General features: G+C 36.6%; 17 protein-coding genes. All 17 read right to left on the bottom strand.

From position 1 onward, the window contains the following. Window positions 1-74: 74 nt before the first annotated feature. Window positions 75-1,079, bottom strand: a complete 1,005-nt coding sequence (locus tag CWC17_RS16605; RefSeq protein WP_055018883.1) for an NAD-dependent epimerase — start codon at window positions 1,077-1,079, stop codon at window positions 75-77. Window positions 1,080-1,160: 81 nt separating this feature from the next. Continuing rightward, window positions 1,161-2,327 carry a nucleotide sugar dehydrogenase gene (locus CWC17_RS16600; protein WP_138614111.1) on the bottom strand — a complete coding sequence of 389 codons (1,167 nt, stop codon included), beginning with the start codon at window positions 2,325-2,327 and terminating at the stop codon, window positions 1,161-1,163. 86 nt (window positions 2,328-2,413) lie between these two features. Continuing rightward, a complete protein-coding gene (wecA, locus tag CWC17_RS16595; RefSeq protein ID WP_138614109.1) occupies window positions 2,414-3,496 on the bottom strand; it encodes a UDP-N-acetylglucosamine--undecaprenyl-phosphate N-acetylglucosaminephosphotransferase in 1,083 nt (360 codons plus the stop codon). Window positions 3,497-3,539: 43 nt separating this feature from the next. Further along, window positions 3,540-4,952: a phosphomannomutase gene (locus CWC17_RS16590; RefSeq protein ID WP_138614107.1), complete on the bottom strand. Its 1,413-nt coding sequence runs from the start codon at window positions 4,950-4,952 to the stop codon at window positions 3,540-3,542. Between the two features lie 119 nt (window positions 4,953-5,071). Further along, on the bottom strand, window positions 5,072-6,478 hold the full coding sequence (locus CWC17_RS16585; RefSeq protein ID WP_138614106.1) for a mannose-1-phosphate guanylyltransferase/mannose-6-phosphate isomerase: 1,407 nt from the start codon (window positions 6,476-6,478) through the stop codon (window positions 5,072-5,074). Window positions 6,479-6,526: 48 nt separating this feature from the next. Beyond that, the gene (locus CWC17_RS16580; protein WP_138614104.1) at window positions 6,527-7,648 is read right to left on the bottom strand and encodes a glycosyltransferase family 4 protein; all 1,122 of its coding nucleotides are present in this window, start codon (window positions 7,646-7,648) and stop codon (window positions 6,527-6,529) included. Continuing rightward, the gene (locus CWC17_RS16575) at window positions 7,638-8,684 is read right to left on the bottom strand and encodes a glycosyltransferase (protein WP_138614102.1); all 1,047 of its coding nucleotides are present in this window, start codon (window positions 8,682-8,684) and stop codon (window positions 7,638-7,640) included. The genes CWC17_RS16580 and CWC17_RS16575 overlap by 11 nt, the downstream gene beginning before the upstream one ends. Further along, window positions 8,681-9,748 (bottom strand): glycosyltransferase, encoded by a 1,068-nt coding sequence (locus CWC17_RS16570; protein ID WP_138614100.1) that lies wholly within the window; start codon window positions 9,746-9,748, stop codon window positions 8,681-8,683. The genes CWC17_RS16575 and CWC17_RS16570 overlap by 4 nt, the downstream gene beginning before the upstream one ends. 3 nt (window positions 9,749-9,751) lie before the next feature. Beyond that, window positions 9,752-10,765, bottom strand: coding sequence for a glycosyltransferase family 4 protein (locus CWC17_RS16565; protein ID WP_138614098.1), 1,014 nt, complete (start codon window positions 10,763-10,765; stop codon window positions 9,752-9,754). Next, window positions 10,758-11,897, bottom strand: coding sequence for a glycosyltransferase family 4 protein (locus tag CWC17_RS16560; protein ID WP_138614096.1), 1,140 nt, complete (start codon window positions 11,895-11,897; stop codon window positions 10,758-10,760). The genes CWC17_RS16565 and CWC17_RS16560 overlap by 8 nt, the downstream gene beginning before the upstream one ends. After that, complete coding sequence (locus tag CWC17_RS16555) at window positions 11,884-12,360, bottom strand: DapH/DapD/GlmU-related protein (protein WP_138614094.1); 477 nt, start codon at window positions 12,358-12,360, stop codon at window positions 11,884-11,886. Before CWC17_RS16555 ends, CWC17_RS16560 begins: the two co-directional genes overlap by 14 nt. A gap of 4 nt (window positions 12,361-12,364) precedes the next feature. Continuing rightward, entirely contained in the window at window positions 12,365-12,814 is a 450-nt protein-coding gene (locus CWC17_RS19450; protein ID WP_212750653.1) for an acyltransferase, read from the bottom strand. Then, window positions 12,804-14,051: a lipopolysaccharide biosynthesis protein gene (locus tag CWC17_RS16545; RefSeq protein ID WP_138614092.1), complete on the bottom strand. Its 1,248-nt coding sequence runs from the start codon at window positions 14,049-14,051 to the stop codon at window positions 12,804-12,806. Before CWC17_RS16545 ends, CWC17_RS19450 begins: the two co-directional genes overlap by 11 nt. Before the next feature lie 50 nt (window positions 14,052-14,101). Further along, entirely contained in the window at window positions 14,102-15,217 is a 1,116-nt protein-coding gene (locus CWC17_RS16540) for an EpsG family protein (RefSeq protein ID WP_138614090.1), read from the bottom strand. Between the two features lie 111 nt (window positions 15,218-15,328). Further along, window positions 15,329-17,554 (bottom strand): polysaccharide biosynthesis tyrosine autokinase, encoded by a 2,226-nt coding sequence (locus tag CWC17_RS16535; RefSeq protein ID WP_138614088.1) that lies wholly within the window; start codon window positions 17,552-17,554, stop codon window positions 15,329-15,331. A gap of 15 nt (window positions 17,555-17,569) precedes the next feature. Then, a complete protein-coding gene (locus tag CWC17_RS16530; RefSeq protein ID WP_138614086.1) occupies window positions 17,570-18,004 on the bottom strand; it encodes a low molecular weight protein-tyrosine-phosphatase in 435 nt (144 codons plus the stop codon). A 13-nt stretch (window positions 18,005-18,017) separates the two neighbouring features. Next, the gene (locus CWC17_RS16525; protein ID WP_138614084.1) at window positions 18,018-19,130 is read right to left on the bottom strand and encodes a polysaccharide export protein; all 1,113 of its coding nucleotides are present in this window, start codon (window positions 19,128-19,130) and stop codon (window positions 18,018-18,020) included. Between the last annotated feature and the right edge of the window lie 152 nt (window positions 19,131-19,282).

Below are 19,282 nucleotides of genomic sequence, written 5' to 3'. Positions count from 1 at the left end.
TTTAGCTTTTAGCTTTTAGCTATCAAAGAATAAACACTGCTTTTAAAAAAGCAGTGTTTATTTCGCTATAAAGCTTACTTATAAAAGTTTTTATACCATTTAATTAGCTCGCTAACGCCTTGTTTAACGTCTACTTGAGCTTTATAGCCAGTCGCATTAAATAAATCTTGCGTGTCGGCATATGTTTTATAAACATCGCCTGCTTGCATTTCGCGGAAGTTTTTATTTGCCTCGGTACCTAGCTCGGTCTCAATTGCTTCAATAAACTTCATTAGGTTTATTGGGCTTCCGTGGCCAATATTATAAACAGCGTAAGGGGCAGAGCTTGTAGCAGGCGACCCGCTTTCTACTCGCCAATCTGGGTTTGCTGTAGGTATAACATCAGCAGCGCGTACAACACCTTCTACAATATCGTCTATGTAGGTAAAGTCGCGCCACATATCACCATTGTTGTTTATATCAATGGTATCGCCGTCGAGTATTTTTTTAGTAAAAATATACGGCGCCATGTCTGGGCGACCCCACGGGCCATAAACCGTAAAAAAGCGCAGTCCAGTGGTCGGCAAGCTATATAAATGCGAATAGCTGTGTGCCATTAGCTCATTTGCTTTTTTGGTTGCGGCATAAAACGAAACAGGATGATCAACACTATCGGTTGTTTCAAACGGCGTTTTTTCGTTTAGGCCATAAACAGAACTTGATGATGCATAAACTAGGTGCTTAACATGGTTATGCCTACACCCTTCAAGCACATTTAAGTGCCCTACAAGGTTAGAGTCGGCATAGGCATCTGGGTTTTCTATTGAATAGCGTACACCCGCTTGCGCAGCTAAGTGTATTACTTTATCAAACTGCTCTGCAGCAAATAACTTACTCATTGCTGCACGTTCGCTTATATCAAGCTTAATAAACGTAAAGTTATCGTGGTTTTCAAACTGCGCTAACCGAGCTAGTTTTAGATTTACATCGTAATAATCGTTTAGATTATCTATACCAACAACTACATGGCCCGCAGCCAATAATTTTTGGCACGTTGCAGCACCAATAAAGCCCGCAGCACCTGTAACTAAATACTTCATAAAATTCCTAAGTTTGGGAAAGTAATAGCTATCAGCTAACAGCTAACAGCTAACAGCTAACAGCTAACAGCTATTATCTAATCAATCACTACCAAATAAATCGCGTGTATATACTTTATCCGCAATGTCGCTAAGCTCTTCAACCATGCGGTTAGAGACCACTACATCCGATATCTGCTTAAACTCATTTAAGTCTTTTATAACGCGTGAGTGATAAAACTCGTTTTCTTCAAGCACTGGCTCAAATACAACAACCTCAATACCCTTGGCTTTAATACGCTTCATTATGCCCTGGATTGCAGAGGCTCTAAAGTTATCAGACCCTGTTTTCATTACTAAGCGATACACTCCTACAATTTTAGGGCTGCGTTTAATAATTGAGTCTGCGATAAAGTCTTTACGAGTGGTGTTTGCATCTACAATCGCGCCAATAATATTGTTTGGTACATCTTGGTAATTAGCACGTAGTTGCTTGGTGTCTTTTGGTAAGCAGTAGCCACCGTAACCAAACGACGGGTTGTTATAGTGGCTGCCAATACGAGGGTCTAGGCCTACGCCTTGTATAATTTGCTTGCTGTTTAAGCCATGCGCTTCTGCGTAGCTATCAAGCTCATTAAAATAAGCAACACGCATTGCAAGATAAGTGTTAGAAAATAACTTAATAGCTTCAGCTTCTGTTGAATCGGTAAATAACACTTCAACATCTTGCTTAATTGCACCTTGCTTAAGTAAGTTAGCAAAAATGCTTGCGCGCTCGCTTTGCTCACCTACAACTATACGTGATGGGTATAAGTTATCGTAAAGGGCTTTGCCTTCACGTAAAAACTCTGGCGAAAATATTAAATTTTCAGCGTTAAGTTGCTTTTTAATATCGGCCGTAAAGCCAACCGGAATAGTCGACTTAATCACCATAACCGCATTAGGGTTATGCGCCATCGTATCTTTAATTACTGCTTCAACAGAGCTGGTATTAAAGTAATTGTTTTCAACATCGTAGTCAGTCGGTGTTGCTATAATTACGTAATCAGCATCTTTATAAGCGGCAGCTTTGTCGGTAGTTGCTGTAAAGTTTAAATCAACACGCGTTAAAAACTCACTTATTTCAGTATCAACAATAGGTGACTGCTTATTGTTTAATAATGCAATTTTTTGCTCGTCTATATCAAGTGCAACTACTTCATTGTGTTGCGACAAAAGCATAGCGTTCGAAAGGCCTACATAGCCTGTACCTACCACGGCAATTTTCATGTTAATCCTTTAAGATTTAGTTAGTGATCAATAAATATAATTTTATCAGAGTTGTATAGCATTAGGTATTATATTTAAGTTTGCTCTTATTTACCGGCCGAATATTGTTTTTCTGGTAAGTCTAACTTGCGTCTAAAAAAGTTAATAATTTTGCAGTAGTTAATTAAAATAACTAAGTAAATTGCAAACATAACTATAAAGCTGTAAAACATTAAGAATTCAGGGATAGCAAAAATTTCGCCTATTATCCCGACCGCTGCAAATACAGATGCAATACAACATATTAAAATAAGCGTTTGTGTTGGCGAGCAGCCTAAACGTTGACAAATATGGTGTAAGTGCTCACGGTCGGGCTTAAAAGGAGACTTACCTTGCTTTATACGGCGTATCATAATTGCAGCCATATCCATCAGTGGCAGAGCTATTACCCATAATGCGGTTACAGGGCGTATCATCGGGTTACCGGGTGTTTGGCTTGCACCAATTAATAGCCAAATTACGGTAAAGCCAATCATCATGCTGCCTGCGTCCCCCATAAACACTTTACGCTCACGCCCAATTAGGCCTAAGTTCATAACAATATAGGGGAGCATACATACAACTAATAGTAAACATAAGTAGCTTAAGCTCTGCTCATTAGCCAAGTTTAATAAAATACCAATTGCACCAAAGGTGACTACCGATAAGCCACCCAACAAGCCATCTATACCATCAACCATATTGAAAGCGTTAATACAACCTATAACGGCAATTACGGTAATAAAGCCCCCTACGTAGCCATAGCTTAACGCTATTTCACCAAACCCTAGTATATTTCCCAATGTAACTAATTCAGCTTTAGCAAAATAAATCATCGCTACCGATATAATAGTTTGAACAAGCATACGCATTTTTACACTTAAATCAAAACGGTCATCTAATGCACCAACGGCCGTTAAGCCAATAATACTGCACATATATAAATTAGCATGATTAATCATGTCTGGATGCGTGTAAATGTAATTTACAATAGTTATACAAATTGCTACTCCACCCACTAATGGGATATTCCCTGTATGCACTTTCCTGCCGGATGGCTTATCCACTAGCCCTATATTTCGAGCAACTTTGCGCATTAAAAATAACACCGCAAATGAAATAAAAAAGGTGAGTAGTAAATCGATAAACATCATTATCCTTATTCAAACTACTTTATCAAAAATGAATAATAAATTAGGCCGCAATTAACTTCAGCACTGATTGTACATAGCCTAATGCCTGAGCAGTACTTTTAGCTTCCGCATAACACCTTAGTTCAGGCGCGTTACCTGATGGACGCAAATGGACTACATCATCGTTACTCAAAGTTATACGTAAACCGTCTATTGTATTAATTTCATACTCACCTTCTATGCCCAGCTTTTTTAAAAATGGTGCTGCATCATTTTTAAGTTTATTAATTAAAGATACGCTTTTCCCTCTGGAAAAATTTTGCAAACGATCACTTGCAGTAAAACGTTGTGGCAGCTCCGAAAGTAACTCCGAAATACTTTGTTGTTGAATTAGTAACATAAATGCAGGCAATAGAGCATCTCTTGTAGGAAGCGTGCTTAACAACTTACCATTTAACGTTACCTCACTGCCCAATAAATACCCACCATTTGCTTCAAACCCAGCTACATTTTTATACTTACGATTTAAATCAGCAAACTCCGCGATTACATAGGGGGAACCAATTTTGGTACGCACAACATGTTTAAAACAGCCTGACTTCTCTATCGCTGTATTACAACTTACTGGCACTGCTAATGCGTGTATGCTCAAGAACTGACTGCATAATAACCCTAGGATATCGCCTCGCAGCCACTCACCATTCTCATCTGCCAATAATGGGCGGTCTCCATCGCCATCTGTTGAAAATATCGCATCAAAACCATACGCTTTCGACCAGTCACGGGCTTTTTTCTTGTCCTCATCCGACACGGCTTCAGTGTCTATAGGCACAAAGGTGTCACTTCTTTCTAAGCTCGTTACTTCTGCCCCTAAGCTTTCAAATAATGATTTATATATATCACGCCCTGCGCTTGAGTGTTCATATATACCTATTTTTTTACCCGAGAGTGCATCGTTATTAAATAGCGCTGCATAACGATTTATATACGCCAGCTCTGCAGCATTACTGACTGCTAATACTGATAACTCAGCCAACGGCGTAAAAGACACATCATTATGTAAAATAGCCTGCTCATCATCTTTTGTTATTTCACCATCTGGGCGGTAAAATTTTAAGCCATTGCGGTCAAAAGGAATGTGGCTGCCAGTAATCATTATACATGGCATCGCATCTTGCATTGCTTTATAAGCCAGTGCGGGCGTTGGTACTACACCATAATAAACGGTATCAATATTAAGTTGTTTTAAGCCTTGCGCACAGGCTTGTGCCATAGCGTAACTACTTGGGCGATTGTCTATTGCCAATGCAACAGTATTAAAGCTAAATTCATTATCAATTGATTTTACAAACGCGATGGCAAATGCAGCACATACATCTGGCGTAAAATCATTCACCAAACCTCGTGCACCACTTGTTCCAAATGCAACACCACTATTTACAATGATCTCAGAGCAAACTAACTGGCTACCCATAAAAAACCTACTTATTAATTCTATATATGTATGCAGCCAACAGAAAATTGTACTAACTACATACTTGACACCTGATCACTAATATCTGTTGTCTGACGACTTTTAACTCAAACCTTTGCTTATTTCACTCGTCCATAACGATCTTCAAAACGTACTATGTCGTCTTCCCCAAGGTAAGAGCCTGACTGAACTTCAATTAACTCTAAATCAACCTTACCCGGATTTTCTAGAGCGTGTACCGCGGTGATAGGAATATAAACCGACTCGTTTTCAGTAACAAATTGCTCTGCACCATCAATATGTACCTTGGCCGTACCCGAAACCACAATCCAGTGCTCTGCTCGGTGGTGGTGCATTTGCACAGACAATTTTGCCCCCGGCTTAACTGTGATACGCTTAACTTGAAAACGCTCGCCATTATCAACAGAGTCATATTTACCCCATGGGCGGTAAACTTCTCTATGTAATTTAGCCTCTGAACGCTGCTCATCTTTTAATTGTTGTACGATAGCTTTTACATGCTGAGACATACTTTTATGAGCAACTAGCACCGCATCTTTTGTATTAACAATCACTAAATCCTCTACGCCAACAGTAGCAACAAGTTTATCTTCGCCAAACACCAAGGTATTTTTTGTATCAACGGCTTTTACATCACCTTTAAACGCGTTACCATTTTCATCTTGTGCTGATACTTCCCACAAGGCAGTAAAACCACCCACATCACTCCAGCCGGCATCCATAGGCACAACAACAGCATCTTTGGTTTGTTCCATGACAGCATAGTCTATCGATTCGTCTGGGCATGCTTCAAACGCGACTTTATCTACACGTATAAAATCCATATCATCATTTTGTACCTGCATCGCTTTTTTGCACGCAGCATATATATCTGGGCGGAATGCATTTAGTTCCTCTAGGTAACGACTTGCTTTAAACAAAAACATACCGCTATTCCAGTAGTAATCACCGCTTTTAATATAGTCTTGTGCTGTGGTTTCATTCGGTTTTTCTACAAAACGTTCGACCAAAAACCCTGTTTGATACTGCTCACCGCGCTTAATATAGCCATAGCCTGTTTCGGGTTTATTACCCACAATACCAAAGGTCACCAACTTACCCTGTTCAGCAAGCGCTGCAGCTTGATTTACACCTTGCTGAAAAGCACCTGTATCATTAATAACATGGTCCGCAGCAAGTATAAGTAACAATGGATCTTCACCATTTTCTAATGCTTTAAAAGCTGAAAGTGCAATGGCTGGAGCTGTATTACGCCCTACAGGCTCTAAAAAAATTCCGCTGTGTTCTACACCTAATTGACGAACCTGCTCTGCTGCTATAAAACGGTGCTCTTCGTTACATATTAAGATTGCAGGTGCATGACTCAAGCCACTCAGACGAGTCAAAGTACTTTGTAACATTGACTGCTCGCCGCTTAAAGTTAAAAACTGTTTTGGATAATTGCCTCGTGAAAGCGGCCAAAGTCGAGTGCCAGAGCCACCCGCCATAATTACAGGTAAGATCATATTAATTTTCGCTTGTGTTTATTGGATGTGTAAAGTTAATGCAAAAAGTTATCGCTTAATTGCTTTTAGATACTTTTCAATTACAATTTTTTCATCAAATTCACTCTCCATTTTTAAACGACTGTTATTGCCTAGCTTTAATCGTTCATCATGGCTAAGTGTAATAATTTTATCTAATGAAAACTCTAAGCTCTTGCTACTTTTTGGTTTACAGATAAAGCCATTGTATCCATCATCAACAGTTTCTCGGCAGCCCACATTATCAGTAGTAACTATTGGTTTACCCATAGCCCCAGCCTCAAGTAATGACTTTGGCACACCTTCACGGTAGTAGGAAGGTAGTACCATACAGTCTACCTGTGCTATTTCAGCCTCAACATTATCAGAAGTCCCAAGATAATTAACTACGCCTTCATTTACCCACTCTGTCATTTGCTCTTTCGAGACAGCGGAGGGGTTATCAACATCTAAAAAACCGAGTAACCTAAACTCTACGCTATTACCGTATTTGTCTTTAAGAGCTCTTGCAGCTTCAACATATTGTCCTATGCCTTTATCAAAGAGCATACGAGCAATAAGCAAAAACCTAACAATACCATCATCAGGAGCATGAGTTACATTAAAACGTGATAAATCAGCTCCAGAACCCGGCAGTCGATCCGACTTTACATTTTGGGCTATTTTATGAAATTTAAATAAAGCTCTGTCATCTTCATTTTGAAAAAAAATAAAATCAGCTTTAGATTGGCTATATTTGTAAAGTAATCTTGCTATTTTAGAAGGGATACTTTCGTTGATGAATAGCGTCCCTAAACCTGCAATATTATTAATGACTCTAACACCAGCGGTTCTTGCTGCTAACGTGCTATATATATTATTTTTAGGAGTAAAATTTAATACAACATCAACTTTTCTATCTTTATAAATCTTATAAAAGTTATAAAGTGTGCCTATATCCTTAATTGGGTTGGTGCCCCCACTATCAATCTCAATATTGACAAATTTACACCCTAACTCTTCAAGTTTTTTTGAATAAGCATCTTTAGGTGCAACGGCATAAACCTCATTTCCTTCAGCAATAATAGCTAAAATAGTATTCTTTCTAAAGTTATATAGATACCAGCTAGTGTTAGCAGTAATCACAACTGCTAAAGAATTATTACCTGTCATCAAATATTTTCTCTATAATAAACTTTGCGCGAGAAGCCCAATTATATCGATTTTCAATTAAGCTCTTATTTTTTTCTATCATGTGCTTAATGTCCTCATCGGATGCCCTGCAATAACTATTAAAAGCATCAATTAAATCTAACTTTTCGTTAAAAACAAAGCCATTACTTTTGTCTAAAATTTCAGATACCGAGCCTATATTCGACCCAACGATCGGCTTACCTGCCTTCATATATTCAAATAATTTAAGAGGTGAAGTATATTTCCAAAGTTTGTTAGTTTTCGTTAACGGAAATAACAATACATCCGCAGAAAACTGGTAATTAAGCACGTCTGAATGAGGCATGCGACCAAGAAACTTTACATTTTTAAATGAAGAATAGCGATTTGAATAAATTTCTACTTCCGCCTCTTTACCGCCTATAAATATAAAATCCCAATCAGGGAAGCTATTAAATAGAGGACTCAACGAATCCACATCCTCCCCCTTGTGTAATGCCCCTGTGTACAAAGCAGTTTTTTTATCAAAGATAAGCTCTTGTATCTTCACTTGGTGATAATTCAATTCACAACCATCATGGTAAGAATAAATTCTCTTTTTTGAAATTGGTATTTCATCGGCCTGCTTTAATGCCTCTGAAATAGTTAAAACCTTAAAATTTTTAAACAAGCTTAGTAACTTTAGTATAATTTTAGCTGCTTTACTCGTTCCTTGATGCGCCTCCCAAATAACATTTTTTCTTAAAAGGCTGAATATCAATGCAACTAATAAATCTCTGGTGAAAACATCATATTTTTTGGAATTTTCTTTTAAAACAAAAAAACAAATTCTTAATGTTCTAAACAACTTATTACCGCCAGTGTCAAGGGAAGTAATATCATATTGAGTTTGTACTTCTAACTTATTCACACCAAAGCAATAAAGTTTAAAATTATTTTTGAATTTACTAAATGCAGAACACATTGAAACTATTTGTAAAGACTGGGCAGAGTTATCAGCTACATTTACAGTAGTTATATAGAGTAGCTTCCTCATTTACTATTTATATCCTTTATTAACCTTTTTGTTATAGCATCCCAAGAAAAATAATTAGTTACTTTTTTTGCATGCTCACTATTTAGCAAGCTATCGTGATTTAAAAAAGAGGACTCTAAAGTCGACTTGATATCATCTACATCTGTAGGTTCAAAATAAATAGCCTCATTTAGTGTAACTTCTCTGAATACTTTAATATCCGAGCAAACAACTAAACAGCCATATTTATATGCTTCAATCAATGGCATTCCAAAACCTTCGTATAACGAAGGCGAACAAAAAATCTTACTATTTTTGTAGGTATCACTTAACTGTTCTTCCGAAATTTGATCTAAGAACTCAAAACTATGGCCAACAGAAGCGCTAACTGAGTTGGCCTTATCAATAACTTGACTCATTAGCCCTAAATCAGAACCTACAAAAACAATTTTCAATTTCCTAAATGTAACTCTACTAATGGCCTCTAATAACCTCATATGATTTTTTCTTTCTTCATAAGTAGCAATATAGAGTAAATCAATCTCTCTGTTGTTAAAGCCATCCTCATAACTACCAGATACCCCATTGTAAGAAGTTATGATATTTTCACGGCTTTTTGAACATAAACTCTCAACCAGTTCACTCGTATAATTACTGACAGATACGACATTCTCGGAGTATTTAAGTTGAGTTTTCTGAAAAAAAGCACTAAATAAACCCAGTCCACCACGTTTAAATTTATCGAAATTTCTCAAATCATGAATTAGTTGAAAATGTTTATGGCGCTTTAAAACGAAAAGGGTAGGTTTAGGCTGAAAGTCGTTATAAAGAACGCCCTTTGGTAACCTCCATAAAAGTAAAGAAAGATTTATCCAAGACCTCAGGCGCTGCAATTTACTCTTAAAACCGGATATTTCAATACAGTTCTCCTTGGGGCACCATGTAGGCCTATTACCTGAAGTTACTATACAAACTAAATTAAATGAACTCGATTTCAGGAGCCTAATTCCAATTTCGTCAAAACGCTTATTTGCACCCGTAACGTGATTATTTTTGTAGTATAAAGAACAGTAATATAAATTCATTAGCTAAACATACTTCCTTAATTTATTTTTTAAATCGTCAAAACTGTTTACTATAAATTTAGCTTCATAGTTTACTGCTTCAGGCAACCCTCCCTTATTACTTACCAAAACAGGTATGTCTAAAAAGTTCGCCTCTACAGCAACTCTTCCAAAAGCCTCATTCCAAATAGAAGGAACAATAACAACTTTAGCTCTTGAGAATGGATAGGCAGTATTATTAGACCATCCCATGTGTGTTACGTTTTTCAGCGGTGAAATAAAGTTTTTATTTTTACCAAAAATATAAAATTTTTCGTTGGGGAAACTCTTAGCAATTTCTAAAAATGTATCAACACCTTTGATTCTTGTATCACCTATCAATACAATCCCGTCATTAGAGATAGTATTTTCATATTGAGCTTGCTTATAATTTTTTTTCAGGCAATCAAAGTCAACTTTTGGATAAATAACATCAGCTTGTACTCTATACTTTTCCCAAAGGCGCTCTGCCATATAATTGGAGTTAGCTATTACTTTTGTAGCTTCATTTAACGCTTTTTCGTTATCTGAGTTGAACTTGTAAATACCAGGAAGCTCTACTGCCTTATATACGTCACGAGCTAAACGTTTTAAGCCGCTATAGTAGTTATTTATATCACCAAGTGATGTTTCGTCTCTTAAAAAATAGACAGACTCTTTACCTAAGTTGTTAGCCGCATTTACAACAGCAGGTGCCCAACGGTTTTGTGTAACAACTTTATCAAAGTCTAAGCTCGCTATTTTTCTCTCAATATTTTTTATATTTAGTACATACTCGTAATAAAAAAACCGCTTCAAAATAGTAAAATCATTGTATCCAACTAAGTCGCTAGATAGCTGTTCAATTCCCCTTACATATTTATGATTCGCTTGTTGAGCAAAATATATTGAAGATATTCTTGTTTTACTTTTGAGCAGCTCTTCAAGAAGACTATTTTCAGCCCCACCTTGATTGTAGGGGAAATTACGGGAGAAAATGATTGTTTTTTTATTACTCATGAGTTAAAGCCTTCATCACTTGCTTTATATATTTTTCCCAAGTGTAGCTTTCACTTTTAACGTATGCGTTTTTTGAAATTTCAGCTAAATCCATTTTTTTAATTTGGAGCATTGCGTTTTTAAGCTCATCTGTATTAAAAGCATTTATAATTAAACCATCAACTTCGTGTTCAATAACACTCCCTGATTGGTACGTAACTATACAGGGCAAGCTATTGGCCATCGCCTCATAAACAGACTTAGAAGAACCTTCCATTAAAGATGGAAAAACATACACATCACATTTTTCAAAGTATTCCTGAGTATTAATAAAACCAGGAAAAACTATATTGCCCAGCTCTAGCGTAGCGACTTTACTTTTAATCTCTTTCGTAACATTTCCACAAAGATGCAATGTATCATTTAAAAATTCAGGGCTATTCCAAGCATCTAGTAAAAAGTTTACCCCTTTACGAGAAGAAACATTTCCAGCAAACACAAAATCTAGTCCATGTTTTTTACCTAATTTTGCCGCGGTGTTTCGAAAAGGCTTCTGTACTGAGCCAAAGGGAATTACCTCGACCTTGTCTTTATTAGTTAATTCAACAACCTCTTTGTAAACAAAATCTGAAGGCACTAAAACTAGATCCGATAATTTAAAGCATAAGCGCTCCCTTTCATCCAAGTAAGAATGGTAGACCAGCTCTTGCGTTTGATAATTATCTATTGCCTTTTTTACATAGTTATTAGGTGCAATAGGAATATCTAACACAATACGAAACCCCATTTTTTTTAGGGTTTTTACTATAAAAGGAGATATTTCAATTACATAAGCTACTTTTTCGCTATGCGTTCGGGATTTAAAGTAAATATAAGGCAGTAGCAATACGAAAAAGAATTCAAATAAAAGCATATCGGCTTTTCTAGTATTCAAGTGTTTAAAATAGTTGCGCCGTAAATAATGCAGACCTCTAGGTATTAAAGAGAATATACCTAAAGAAAAAATACTTTTTGTATGCTTTAAAACATTACCTCTGGCGATAGTTACATAATCAATCTTTTTTTCTATTTGCTCTTTTTGAACATAAGAAAACCTATAACCTATATTCCCAGGCTTCCCAATTATTGAATTAATTATATTAACTACAAACATTTTTTATCACTTTACAAGGATTACCTACAGCTATGCTGTTTGAAGGAATTGATTTAGTAACAACACTACCTGCACCTATGGTTACGTTTTCTCCAAGCTCGACACCTGGTAAAATAACAACATTAGCGCCTAGCCAAACATTTTTACCGATTTTAATGGGTGATGAATCTAAATGTTCATCCAGGTTACCCGGGTTATGGTTAGAAGAAATAATCTTCACCCCTGGCGCTATATTTAAGCAAGAATGGAGCTCTACTCCATTGAGGGCCTGTATATAAACCCCCGGGGACTCAGCAAAACATCTAAACAATGCGTTAGATTCATTTTTATTAACTATAATATTTTTTGGTGAACGAACTCGAGAGGTAAAATGTATTAAATATGGAAATTTATTATTATACCTAAGCACTTTTTGAATAAAGTAATTAATAAAGAATAACGAAACTCCAATTTTAGATATCATATGGTCACCCATTTCTTATATTTTTTGCGGGTATACCTACAAGGGTACTACCTTCAATAATTTCACTTTTAGTAACAACCGCAGAAGCCCCAACGATACACTTACTTGCAAGCTGCACACCGGGTAGAACGACAGAATTTACGCCCAACCAACAGTTATCACCAATTTTAACAGAGGCACTGGTATGCATTCTATTGGAGTCCAGTCCAGTAGTTAATATTTTACAACCAGCTGAAATACTGACATTATTTCCAATATAGACCTTATCCCTACAATTTATATAAGCTCCTTCATTAATAGTAACATTTCTTCCAAGTGTTAAATTCTTTGGATTTTCTATAGTCACTCTTCCATAGATTTTGAGGTTACCTTTATTTCTAACACACCGGCTTATTACGAGCACAGTTATTTTGTTCTCTATTCTTTTTTTTAGATTATATATTTTAGTGAACAAAATTTAATTTCCTATTTAATAATACATACCAACATAGGTATAAAAACAAATTCAATAACGGTATTAAAATTAAAAACAAATCTTTGCCATAAAAAGCTGTCAAAGGAAGTACAATGCATAAGTAGCCCAACGTCATTAATAAGTTCACATAGAGAGACAATTTGGGATCTACACTGTTAGAAAAAGGCCGACACCACCATGTATGCTGTATAAATGAAAAGCTAATTAAAACGGATAAATATACAAATATTATCTCATCAAATTCATAACCATCAAAAATACCCATTGGTAAATAAATAATAGCCAAAACAGTTACGAATGCGTAAATCAATTGCAATGTTGAAATATAAAAAGAAGACTTTTTAATTACATTTTTTATTTTTTCAAAATTACCTGTTGCATAGTTTGTAACAAAAGCAGGAAAGTAAATATTAGATAGAGGATTTACTAAAAAAGTGATTGGTAGAACTATTTTTTTGCACAGTTCATACAAACCTAAAAATGCCGGCCCTATATAAAAACCAATTATTAGATTATCTATTTTTTTATTACCACTTTTTACTAAGCTAGATAAAAACGTTTTTACCGAATATGAAAAAAAACCAGGTACTACTATTCTATTAGCTAAGTCCCAAAAGCTACTCAAATACAATGTTCTTATTAATAGTGGAAAAAACACAAAAGTTGAAATTGCATAGGTAAGGGCAATACTAGTATGGTTTAGCTCTGAGTAATAAATAATAAAAAATGTAGAAAAAAGCCTAATAAACGACGATATAAAGTTAATAATTATAACTACATTATATTTTTCATCAGCTATTAATAGACCTTGCGTAGTTCCAAATAAAATACGTGTAAATGGATATAACGCGTATAGTATAACAGCTTGACCATCTATACTAACAAGGGCTTCAAATTTATTATAATAGAAATAGAATAAAAAAATAACCAAAGTAAAAATGGTTGCAATAGCAATATCGAAGACACAACCAGAAAAAATAACATTTTTTCTATCATGCTCAAGTTTTGAAAAATACGTGACGCCCTCACTGGTTCTAGAGCTCACAATATCGAGCATAACGCCTACCATACTCATTAAAAGTACAAACAAACCAAACTCTTCATAACCTGCGTACTTTACATATATAAACGATAAAATAGCTCCTATAAGTGAAGTTAAAGCGCTATAAAAGTATATAGAACCTAGCTTTCTTCTTATTTTTAATAATATGCTCATAGAACCTTTTCATAAATTAACACTACAGTATTTAAAAAATAGTGTAGCTATTAAACACCGATATACCCTGAGTTCCTAATTAAAGCTACAAAATTAAAAGCAATAATAAAAATTGCGTAAAACCATATAATTTTCCATGGAACGTATTTCAGAAACATAACATATAAAAGTGGAAGTAGAATTACTGTAAATCTATCAGCAACTGGAAATACCGATACGAGTAAAAAATAGGCACTAGAAACAATAAATATATATTTTAAAATGATCTCATCTCGACACTCTATTAATTCAGCAAACTTCCAACCAGTTATAGCATAGTGATAGAGAAATGAGAGGGGAACTATTATATAAACACCGACTTGAATTTTTTTGGAGGTAGAAAATACGAGCTCACCAGTAATACCTGCATTTGAGTAAAAACCAGCTATAACGCTAACATATTTTACTAATTCAGCAGCAATAACTTTAGAGCTAATACCAGTATATACATTTAAAAAACCAGTAATCAAAATAAGTAAAATGAGACGTAAAGGCAATAACTTAGCAAAAAACAAAGCTGAGAAAAATAATAGAAATTGCATTTTATGTACAAAAAATACAGCTGGTATAAGTAGAAGCCACAGATATTTTCTTTCTAGACATTTAAAAATTATAAATATTAGAATTGCTGTTGATATGAATGACCTTATTATATTGAAGTAGTGCTCTAATGCCATTCTATTCAATAACATAATCGTTAAAAGAACAAAAACGATTTCTAATTTCCCACTTTCCCCCTTAGCAAACTTAGAAATCCAAAGTACGAATGTGATAATGAATATGCTTAATAGAAAAGTAAAAATTATCGGAGAAACAGAAACCCTAGATAGAAGATATAGCAAGAATGAAAAGCCAACATCTTTTTCTCGTTGCAGATCTTCAAATCTGCTGAGAACTGAGACTTCTTTAAACCAATTTATATACTGTAGATAGTCGTCACTATAATTATAGTCTAAGGTATTTAAATAAAATATAAAGGTAAATAAATTTAGTGCAACTCCAATTAAAAGTAAGTTATTTCTATTGTATCCACTATGTGCTAGTTTATTAGACTCATAGATAAATAGAAAAAAAACAAAGTTAAATAAGAGCAAAAGACTAAAAAATAACACACCAAATTCAAACATTTATAAAGCTCTTTTAACTAAGTATAAATCAACACCTGTCAGGAGATATAAAGTAAGTATCATAATCAACCTGTTACACAGAAAACTACGATATAAAACAAATATTACTTATCATTGATTACTTTTATATTCATAATTATAGTACCCATAGTACCCATAAGCATTACTTGCTTTTTTAACAACTCCGTTAAATACCAAGCCTTTAACGTCTATACCATTTTGCTCAAAACGATCTCGCGTTAGTTCTATTTCACGTAAATGGTTCTGGCCAAAGCGCGCAACTAGTAATGTAGTGCCCGTATGTGCGCTCACTATTGCTGGGTCGGTTACCGCAAGTATTGGCGGGGTATCTATAATTACTATATCGTAAGTATCACTAACCTCTTCAACCAACTTACTAAAGTTTGAGTGCATTAACAGCTCTGATGGATTGGGTGGTATTTGCCCTCGGGTAATTACATTTAACCCTTCTACTTTGGTTGTTTTAGTCACTTGCGCTAAGTTTAAACGACCCGATAAATAATCACTCAGGCCATCATCCCACTTGAGGCCAAACTGAGTTTGTAAGTAGCCTTTACGCATATCGGCGTCAATAATGAGTACTTTTTTACCACTTTGCGCAAGCACCGAGGCTAAGTTAACCGATATAAACGACTTACCCACACCAGGGCTTGGGCCTGATATAGCAATAAAATTGTTTTTAGCTTCCATCATCGCAAAATGTAAGCTTGTACGTAAGCTGCGTAAGGCCTCTATTGAAAGGTCAGCGGGGTTATCGAGCGCAAGTATAGTTTTTGCTTTTGCAGTTTTACTTTTACGTGCCTTTGCAAAGCCAGTTAGCTTATCTTGGTGGTCTGAGTGCGGTACACTTGCGTAAACAGGTATGCCTAGGGCTTCTATATCGCTTGGGTCTTCTACCCCTTTGTGTATTGCTTTTTGTATTATTACAATTGCAATACTTAACATGCCGCCTAACATAGTCGCCATAACCACTATTAATGTTTTTTTAGGTTTTACCGGCTTACTGGTGTTTACCTCAGCGTAGTCTATTACACGTACATTACCTACGGTGCCCGCACGCACTATGTCGAGCTCTTGGGTTTTGCTAAGTAGTAAAGTGTATATTTGGTTACTTACCTCCACATCGCGCTTTAAACGTAGTAGCTCTTGTTGAGTTTCGGGCAGGCTACCTACCTCGCCAATTAGTTCATTTTTTTGGCTTTCTACCGCTTGAATTTGCTCAATAATACCTTGATATGCAGGGTGATTTTTTTTAAATTTACGACCAAGTTCTAAGCGCTTTAAATTTAGCTCTTGTAGTTTGGTTTCTAGCTTTACTACTTGCTCTAATACGCCTTGTGTCTCAAGTGTTATATTTATTGATTGGCGTTTTATTTGGTAATCGTTAAAGCGTTGTTCTGCATATTCAAGCTGTTTTTTAATTTCAGGTAATTGTACTTCTAAAAATTCGAGCGACTTTTGTGCCTCTGCACTGTTGCGCTCTACATTCCGGCGTACATAAATAGCAGCCACTTTATCAAGTACTTTTTCAGCATAACTTGGTTTTGTGCTTTGCAGGTTTAAATTAATTATGCCTGAGTCTTTACCTTTCTCGCTTGCACCAATAGCTGCTTGTAAATCAAGTATTGTATTTAGGCGATCTCTACGAGTAATTATAAACTCTGTACCTGGGCGCGCGTTAAGCTCGCGTACTGTTAAGTTAAATTTGCCGTTAGTTAGCTCCTCGCCTACTTTACCAGCGAGTATTTGGTTGCCATCAGCGTTTAGAAGCGCCACCCCATTATTTGTTTGTGCCACAAGGGTAAATTTTCGATTTATAGCTGTGCGTGGTACGTCAAACCTAAATATATTTATGCTTTCGCCGCCCCAAGCGTAGCTGCTAGCACCAAAGCTTGGCTCTGCTAGGTCGCCCTCATTCATTGGCATAAATTTACGATAAGCGCGATTACCAATAAAAGGGAAGAGCTTAGGCTCAGCTTTTATATCAAGCTTTAGTGTATCTACCGCCTCGCCAATGACACTTCGTGATTTAAGGAGCTCTATTTCAGTTACTGCGGCTGAAGTACTTTCGAACATACCCGCCATATCGTCAAATCCTGGGACCGATGCGCCGCCATCTTCTACTTGGATCATAGCGGTTGCTTGGTAAATCGGTGTGCTAAATACAGCATAAACCACACCTACAAACATAAATAATGCGGTTATGCCTGCTATAAAATATTTACGGTCGAGTAATGTACCAATTAGTGCCATTAAGTCGAGTTCTTGAGTGGTTTGTGCGGTATTTTTACTTTTATTACTAGGCTGGGCAGTCATTAATTTAGCCATTCCTTATAAATACTTTTGCCAAGCGCTGCATGCGCTATCGATTAATGTATAAACGTGTTCAAAAGCCTCTTGGCTTTGGCGGTATGGGTCGGGTATTTCGGCGTTGTTAATCCACTTACCGAGTAAAAAAGTTTTACCACGTGCCTCTGGGTAACGGGCGTGTACATCGTTTAAATGGCGTTCTTCCATTACTAAAATAACGCTGTTTTGCGCCACTAAAGCCGATGTTAATTGGCGCCCTTGGTGGGCATCCATATTTACTCCATGTGCCTGTGCAATTTGTTTTGCTGTGGCATCGGCAGGTTTGCCTTCAAGTGCGGTTAACCCAGCCGAGGATACTTTAATATTTTTACCTTCAAGCTTTTGCTTTAATATATATTCACCGGTAGGGCTGCGGCATATGTTACCCGCACATACAACTAAAACTGAATCAAACATTTTAAAAAACCTTTTAGTTGTCAATATCGTTAATGTTATCAACTGTAGATACTGATGGTAATAATAAGCTTATTACACGGTTCCAACGTGCCAGTGGGGCCGAGGTTACATAAACAATATCACTTGGCTCTAGCTCAAACTGCTCTGCTAATACCATAGCTGCAATATTTTTTGCATGTAGCTGGTATACGTTTGCAATATAGCCTGTTTGCTCTACGTTACTTTTACGCAATACAAATACGCCGTTTGCATCGGCGGTTGCTTCGTTTAAGCCACCCGAATCGCTTAATGCTTCGGCTAAGTTTAAACCATAGCGATTAAGGGTTACTGACCCCGCTTTTTTTACATCGCCTAGTACAAATACTTTTTGTGCATCGTTACGGCTTACATGCACTATATCACCGTGCTGTAGTAAACGGTTTTGCGAAATATCGCCGTGGGCATAAAAATCATCAAGCTTAATAACTTCTGTTTTATCGCCACGGGTAAAGGTAACGGTACGCCAATCTGCAGCTTCTGTTAAACCACCGGCTTGGTTTAGCGCGTCAATAAGGGTAAGCGGTATTTCGGTTACAGGGTAAACGCCAGGCTGCTTAACCTCACCTGTTACATAGGCTTTTTGGCTATTGAAGCCCACAACTTTTACATCTACTTGTGGGTTTTCTATCACTCGGCTTAAGCGCTTTACTAGGTCGTCGCGCACTTGACTAATGGTTCGGCCTGCGGCAGGAATATTGGGTGCATACGCGTAGGTAATTGTGCCGTCTTTTTGTACGCGGAAGCCATCAAACTCTGCGGTGCGTTGCACGGCAGCTGGTATTGTAAGCTCTGGATGATCCCAAACACCAATTGTTAACGTATCTCCGACCCCAATTCTATATTCGTAATCGCTGGTATTAACACCAGCACTGCTTGAAATAGGCTTAGCCGCCGCTTGCGCTAACTTTTGCTTATTTAAAAGCTGCGAGTCGATAATTTGAATGTTTACTTTTTCGAGATCTTGCTCAAGGTTATATGTTTGTTCGCTTGAATCTATGCCTTCAAAGTGGCTACCGGGTACTATTGTACACCCTGATATTGCTAGCATTACGAGAGAAGTTGCGAGTGATTTACAGCTTAACGCCATTGTAGAATCCCAAAATTATTTTAAATATTGCGCTTGCTCACCAGCCTTGGTGAGTACTTATTTTTTTAGCGGTGTAATTAAAGCATGAGGTATGTTTACACGCAAGCGAGAATCGGTTTGTTGAGGTTTTTAGCTATCAGCTATCAGCTATC

It is taken from the genome of Pseudoalteromonas sp. S3785, from assembly GCF_005887365.1.
GTDB lineage: Bacteria > Pseudomonadota > Gammaproteobacteria > Enterobacterales > Alteromonadaceae > Pseudoalteromonas.
The sequence above is the reverse complement of the archived record's forward strand: the minus strand, read 5'-3'. Positions and strand labels throughout refer to the sequence as shown.

Coding starts and splice junctions, on each gene's coding strand:
- CWC17_RS16605 (WP_055018883.1), bottom strand. CDS start 1,079: ATGAAGTATTTAGTTACAGGTGCTGCGGGCTTTATTGGTGCTGCAACG.
- CWC17_RS16600 (WP_138614111.1), bottom strand. CDS start 2,327: ATGAAAATTGCCGTGGTAGGTACAGGCTATGTAGGCCTTTCGAACGCT.
- wecA (WP_138614109.1), bottom strand. CDS start 3,496: ATGTTTATCGATTTACTACTCACCTTTTTTATTTCATTTGCGGTGTTA.
- CWC17_RS16590 (WP_138614107.1), bottom strand. CDS start 4,952: ATGGGTAGCCAGTTAGTTTGCTCTGAGATCATTGTAAATAGTGGTGTT.
- CWC17_RS16585 (WP_138614106.1), bottom strand. CDS start 6,478: ATGATCTTACCTGTAATTATGGCGGGTGGCTCTGGCACTCGACTTTGG.
- CWC17_RS16580 (WP_138614104.1), bottom strand. CDS start 7,648: ATGACAGGTAATAATTCTTTAGCAGTTGTGATTACTGCTAACACTAGC.
- CWC17_RS16575 (WP_138614102.1), bottom strand. CDS start 8,684: ATGAGGAAGCTACTCTATATAACTACTGTAAATGTAGCTGATAACTCT.
- CWC17_RS16570 (WP_138614100.1), bottom strand. CDS start 9,748: ATGAATTTATATTACTGTTCTTTATACTACAAAAATAATCACGTTACG.
- CWC17_RS16565 (WP_138614098.1), bottom strand. CDS start 10,765: ATGAGTAATAAAAAAACAATCATTTTCTCCCGTAATTTCCCCTACAAT.
- CWC17_RS16560 (WP_138614096.1), bottom strand. CDS start 11,897: ATGTTTGTAGTTAATATAATTAATTCAATAATTGGGAAGCCTGGGAAT.
- CWC17_RS16555 (WP_138614094.1), bottom strand. CDS start 12,360: ATGATATCTAAAATTGGAGTTTCGTTATTCTTTATTAATTACTTTATT.
- CWC17_RS16545 (WP_138614092.1), bottom strand. CDS start 14,051: ATGAGCATATTATTAAAAATAAGAAGAAAGCTAGGTTCTATATACTTT.
- CWC17_RS16540 (WP_138614090.1), bottom strand. CDS start 15,217: ATGTTTGAATTTGGTGTGTTATTTTTTAGTCTTTTGCTCTTATTTAAC.
- CWC17_RS16535 (WP_138614088.1), bottom strand. CDS start 17,554: ATGACTGCCCAGCCTAGTAATAAAAGTAAAAATACCGCACAAACCACT.
- CWC17_RS16530 (WP_138614086.1), bottom strand. CDS start 18,004: ATGTTTGATTCAGTTTTAGTTGTATGTGCGGGTAACATATGCCGCAGC.
- CWC17_RS16525 (WP_138614084.1), bottom strand. CDS start 19,130: ATGGCGTTAAGCTGTAAATCACTCGCAACTTCTCTCGTAATGCTAGCA.